The organism is Bacillus sp. C30 (assembly GCF_040838255.1).
Classification (GTDB): domain Bacteria; phylum Bacillota; class Bacilli; order Bacillales; family Bacillaceae_G; genus Bacillus_A; species Bacillus_A mycoides.
This window is the reverse complement of sequence record NZ_JBFPJH010000243.1, coordinates 1-5,040: the sequence shown is the minus strand read 5'-3', so window position 1 is coordinate 5,040 and position 5,040 is coordinate 1. Positions and strand designations below refer to the sequence as shown.

Here is a 5,040-nt window from a genome sequence, read left to right as displayed (position 1 = left end):
GATTTTATTTAAAATAATAAAACCGAAGCACGAAATGATGCGCTTCGGTTGACCAAATATGCCCTTAACAGCTCTATTCCCATTCTTTCATAACTATCATATGCATTCTCTAAACTCTTTGTTTCTCATAATTTATTTTTTAAACATTTTACTTAACGAACCAAAATCCGCCGGCATATTATTGTTAATAATCGCTTTTACAATTTGATCCTCTTGCTCTTTCGGCACTTCGCGTCCTGCCATTAGAGCAACTTGATGAATCAATTGGCGAAGCACTGTCTCATCACGTAAGTTCGCATTTTGAACAGACGACGCTAATTTAAAAATATCTTCTTTGTTCACTTTCGCTTCTTTTTCAATGTTATTAAAAATGTTGTTATCCATTCTTTTCACCCTCTCCTCAAGTTACTCTTCATCCTATGCAGAGATGAAAAATTGGTGAAAAGACCCATAAAAAATAAAAAACGGTAGAAGTACGAAATGTACTTCTACCGCTTTCTTTATAACAAATCAGGTACCGCTTCAACTTCATGTTTTCGAACACGTCCCATCAATGAGCCTACTGCATCTTTCACATTATTCCCATTGAACAGCACGTCATATAAAGCAGCTGTAATCGGCATTTCAACTTCCATTTTCTCTGCCAATTCATGAGCAGCTTTCGTTGTTCTTACACCTTCTACAACCATACCCATACTTTCTAGCACTTCTTCTAAAGAGTGCCCTTTTCCAAGCATATTTCCAGCGCGCCAATTTCGGCTATGCACACTTGTACAAGTTACAATTAAATCTCCCATACCAGTTAGACCAGCAAACGTTAACGGATTTCCGCCCATTTTTCTTCCTAAACGAGCAATCTCTGTTAAACCACGTGTCATTAATGCCGCTTTCGCATTATCACCTAATCCAAGCCCGTCAGTTATCCCCGCAGCTAGTGCAATAATATTTTTTAAAGCACCACCAAGTTCAACTCCAACGATATCTGGGTTTGTATATACACGGAAATAGCTATTCATAAACAAATCTTGTACTCCCTCAGCCGCTTCCATACGCTTTGCTGCAGACGTAACAGTTGTCGCTTGACGCAATCCAACTTCTTCAGCGTGACTCGGCCCAGATAGTACAACAACATCCTTAATCAAGCTCTCTGGAATTTCTTCCTCAATCACTTCCGAAATACGTTTTGACGTACCTGGTTCGATTCCTTTACTTGCATGAATCCAAGTAATTGGCTCTGTAACAATTTCTTTCATCTCTTGCAATACGTCTCGGTACGCTTTCGTCGGTACTACTAGCAGTACTGTATTTACATCTACTAATGCTTCTTCTAAAGAAGAGTAGGCTACGATTGTGCTTGGCAATGTAATCCCTGGAAGATATCTACTGTTCTCACGCTTCGTATTAATTTCATTCATGAGTTCAGGACGGTTTCCCCAAATACGTACATCATGCCCATTGTCAGCTAATACCATCGCTAACGCTGTTCCCCAGCTACCTGCTCCTATTACTGTGATTTTTGTCATAAAATCACATCCTCTCCATTAGTCTCTTGCTCTAGCGATAATGTGAATCGGCGTTCCTACAAAACCGAATGCTTCACGTAAACGATTCTTTAAGAAGCGCTCATATGAAAAGTGCATTAATTCTGTATCGTTTACAAATATAACAAATGTTGGTGGTTTTACCGCAACCTGTGTCGCATAGAAGATTTTCAGACGGCTACCATTATGTGTCGGCGTTGGATTCATCGCTACCGCATCCATTATTACATCATTTAATACATTCGTTTGTACACGGATGCTATGGCTTTCATTTACCTCATTGATAACCGGTAATAACGTTTGTGTACGCTTTTTCGTTTTCGCAGATAAGAATACAATCGGTGCATACTCTAAAAATTGGAAATGAGCACGGATGTTTTCTTCAAATGCTTTCATTGTTTTTTCATCTTTTTTCACGGCATCCCATTTGTTTACAACGATAATAACAGCTCGTCCTGAATCATGAGCATATCCAGCGATTTTTTTATCTTGCTCAATAATTCCTTCTTCTCCGTCTAAAACGACTAAAACAACGTCAGAACGTTCAATCGCTCTAAGTGCACGAAGTACACTATACTTTTCTGTACTTTCGTATACTTTCCCTTTTTTACGCATACCAGCTGTATCGATGATTACATAATCTTGATCATCTTTACTATATGGTGTATCAACAGCATCACGTGTCGTTCCCGCTATATTACTTACAATTACACGTTCTTGACCAAGAAGTGCATTTACAAGTGATGATTTCCCTACGTTTGGACGTCCAATTAAAGAGAAACGGATTGTTTCATCGTCATACGCTTCTTCTTCAATCTTCGGAAAATGATTTGCAGCTTCATCTAACAAATCACCAAGTCCTAAACCGTGTGTACCTGAAATCGGGAATGGCTCGCCAAATCCTAATGCATAAAAATCATAAATATCACTACGCATGTCTGGATTATCAACCTTATTTACCGCAAGTACAATTGGTTTTTTAGAACGGTATAAAATTTTAGCAACTTCTTCATCTGCTGCAGTTACACCATCGCGACCATTCGTCATAAAAATGATAACATCCGCTTCATCAATCGCTACTTCCGCCTGTTGACGAATTTGTGTCAAGAACGGCTCGTCTCCAATATCAATTCCACCTGTATCAATAATGTTAAACTCATGATTTAACCATTCTCCCGCACTATAAATACGGTCTCGCGTTATACCTGGTATATCTTCTACGATTGAAACTCTTTCTCCAACAATTCTATTGAAAATAGTAGATTTCCCTACGTTCGGGCGGCCTACTATCGCTATTACTGGTTTCGGCATATACTTTCATCCTTTCAACTTGCTTCTGTTTATTATGTAAAAAACCCTTCTTTGTGCAAGAAGGGATTTGCATTCCAGAATATTTCTCAACGTATCAAAACACCTCACATTATACCACACGTTACTAATGTTTCACAATAATATATACATTATCTTGTAAGCGATGTGCAATACCATCTAAAATAGCCTCTAAATTATTTGCAACAAATTCCAGTTCCTCTGTCGACTTGCAAATAAATAAAGGGGCACCACCTGCAAATTTCTCTGGCGTTGTTGTAATGACTGCGAGAATAACACTTTCTAACATCATCTCTTATCTCCCCTTCCTTTCGGAGCTTCTGATGACATATGAACAGCACTCTCTAATGTTGGTACATTTCCGATTACCCCTATCGCTTTTTCTGCATCTTGATCTTGCGGCAGAACAAAAACCCCAACTCTCCCATCCTCTAAATCACGCTTCGCTAACGGTACAAGTGCCGGCGTTCCAGAATCTCTATATATTCCTAAAGCAACCGAAACATCATGTAAAATAGCTTGCCGTTGTCCTAAGTTTGAGATTGTAACCATCGCATCTATCGATTTCGGTTTTAAAATAAATCCCATTCCATATTTCATAATTTCTTCTCGCCTTGCTGGCAATCCAATATTCATAATGTAAATATTATCAATATAAAGTCCCGCTCCTTCAAAACGAAGTGGAACATGCTCTATTTCTACAAGGTCATGAAGTCTTTTACCTGACATTAATTTTTTCGCAATGAAAAAACTTACTATACCAGTAATTACCCCGACAATCCATGAATCGAATCCTATATACGCAAACGTTGTTACAAACGACGTTAACATCGCCAAGTAGTTACGACTTTCAAATACTAATGCAATTCCTTCAATGTATGTATTACCACGTGGTACGAGCTCATATCCATCTAATTGTTGAAGCGTATTTCTTTCCATATTGCGCACATCACGAAATTGCGTCGCTGCTAACGTAAGAAATGTAATTGCAGAGAAATCTTTTTTCAAAACAGACGGAATCGCAATTGCTCCTAAGGCAGCCGCAATTAATCCCATCGCGATATGAATAATTTTCCCGTGAAGCCTCGTCGGATATTGCCTCGTATCGGTACGAAGCATTAACAACCTAGTTATTGTACCTGCAATTACGCCACATAAAATAGCTGGTGTATATTCAGTCATGTATTACCCTCGCCTTTCTTTTACGTGTTTTCCTCTTAAATTGTTCCATATATACCGATGCCTTTGTAATCCAAAGTAAAATCGCCATAAATAAAGTGGAAACAGCAGCAACATCTAAAAAAGCTAAACTGCCGTATTCATAAGGAAAATGTAATTTACGAAAAATCAGCGTCACCAATAATTCTCCTTGTAACATCCCTATATATAAGGAGGATAATCGTAATATGCGATCCCCGTGCAATAAAACCGATGCATACACAAGTGCACCACTTAACAGCAACAACCTATCAACCACAATCCAAATTGGATCATATACTTCTAACAAATGAAAGCTTGTATATAACATTGCAATAATAAGTGCCGAAAGTAAGGTATATAATTTTTTCCAAATAGAATATAACGCGATACCTACAAAAGAAATAATACAAAGCAAAAGGGCATTTACCGATATCGTGAAAGAAGCAATCGTCACATTTAACGGAGAACAAATAATAAAAATTAATATACAAGCACTTATCTTCCAACGAATAGATTCCTTTTTCATAAAAAAGGTCACGACAATCCACCCTATCCAAGCAACAAAATAAAAAGTACTCCCATCCATCATTTCACCTCCTATGATTTCCATTATGGGAACTTTTTATGAAAGTTAATCCTCCTTTTCTTTGTGCATAGTTTTTCTCATAACAGCAAAACTTTTAATAAGGAGGTGTAACTCACAATGGGTAAAGATCGCCAAGAACGAAAGCTAAGAGAATCACGCCGCGTTGAATCTGATCGCGACCAATCACTTCAATATCCCGGTGCAACAAGTCTTGATACACCGGAGCAAGCTCGAAAGCAGAATCAGCATTAAATAAAGTGAAACTTCAGTGGGGGTATCCATCCCCACTGATTATTAGCCCACACCAATCAAGCTGCCCTCAAATAGGCAATACAAAAAGACGGTTTCGATATTGTACGAAACCGTCTTTTTACACAATTATTT

Annotated in this window: 7 protein-coding genes; 1 reads left to right on the top strand and 6 read right to left on the bottom strand. The window is 38.2% G+C overall.

Annotation, left to right across the window (positions count from 1 at the left end; all coding sequences use genetic code 11):
• Positions 1–132: 132 nt before the first annotated feature.
• From AB3X49_RS17475 to AB3X49_RS17450, 6 genes are all read right to left on the bottom strand, one after another.
• Positions 133–384: a stage VI sporulation protein F gene (locus AB3X49_RS17475; RefSeq protein WP_000369753.1), complete on the bottom strand. Its 252-nt coding sequence runs from the start codon at positions 382–384 to the stop codon at positions 133–135.
• 116 nt (positions 385–500) lie between these two features.
• Entirely contained in the window at positions 501–1,523 is a 1,023-nt protein-coding gene (locus AB3X49_RS17470; RefSeq protein WP_016094452.1) for an NAD(P)H-dependent glycerol-3-phosphate dehydrogenase, read from the bottom strand.
• A gap of 18 nt (positions 1,524–1,541) precedes the next feature.
• A complete protein-coding gene (gene der / locus AB3X49_RS17465) occupies positions 1,542–2,852 on the bottom strand; it encodes a ribosome biogenesis GTPase Der (protein WP_002011811.1) in 1,311 nt (436 codons plus the stop codon).
• Between the two features lie 124 nt (positions 2,853–2,976).
• Positions 2,977–3,162 (bottom strand): capping complex subunit for YIEGIA, encoded by a 186-nt coding sequence (locus AB3X49_RS17460; protein WP_367963662.1) that lies wholly within the window; start codon positions 3,160–3,162, stop codon positions 2,977–2,979.
• A complete protein-coding gene (locus tag AB3X49_RS17455; RefSeq protein WP_367963658.1) occupies positions 3,159–4,052 on the bottom strand; it encodes a YIEGIA family protein in 894 nt (297 codons plus the stop codon). Before AB3X49_RS17455 ends, AB3X49_RS17460 begins: the two co-directional genes overlap by 4 nt.
• Positions 4,045–4,656, bottom strand: coding sequence for a YphA family membrane protein (locus AB3X49_RS17450; RefSeq protein WP_367963655.1), 612 nt, complete (start codon positions 4,654–4,656; stop codon positions 4,045–4,047). Before AB3X49_RS17450 ends, AB3X49_RS17455 begins: the two co-directional genes overlap by 8 nt.
• Positions 4,657–4,773: 117 nt before the next feature.
• Here AB3X49_RS17450 and AB3X49_RS17445 point away from each other — a divergent pair, with 117 nt between their 5' ends.
• Entirely contained in the window at positions 4,774–4,908 is a 135-nt protein-coding gene (locus AB3X49_RS17445) for a YpzI family protein (protein WP_000513901.1), read from the top strand.
• The last annotated feature ends 132 nt before the right edge of the window (positions 4,909–5,040 follow it).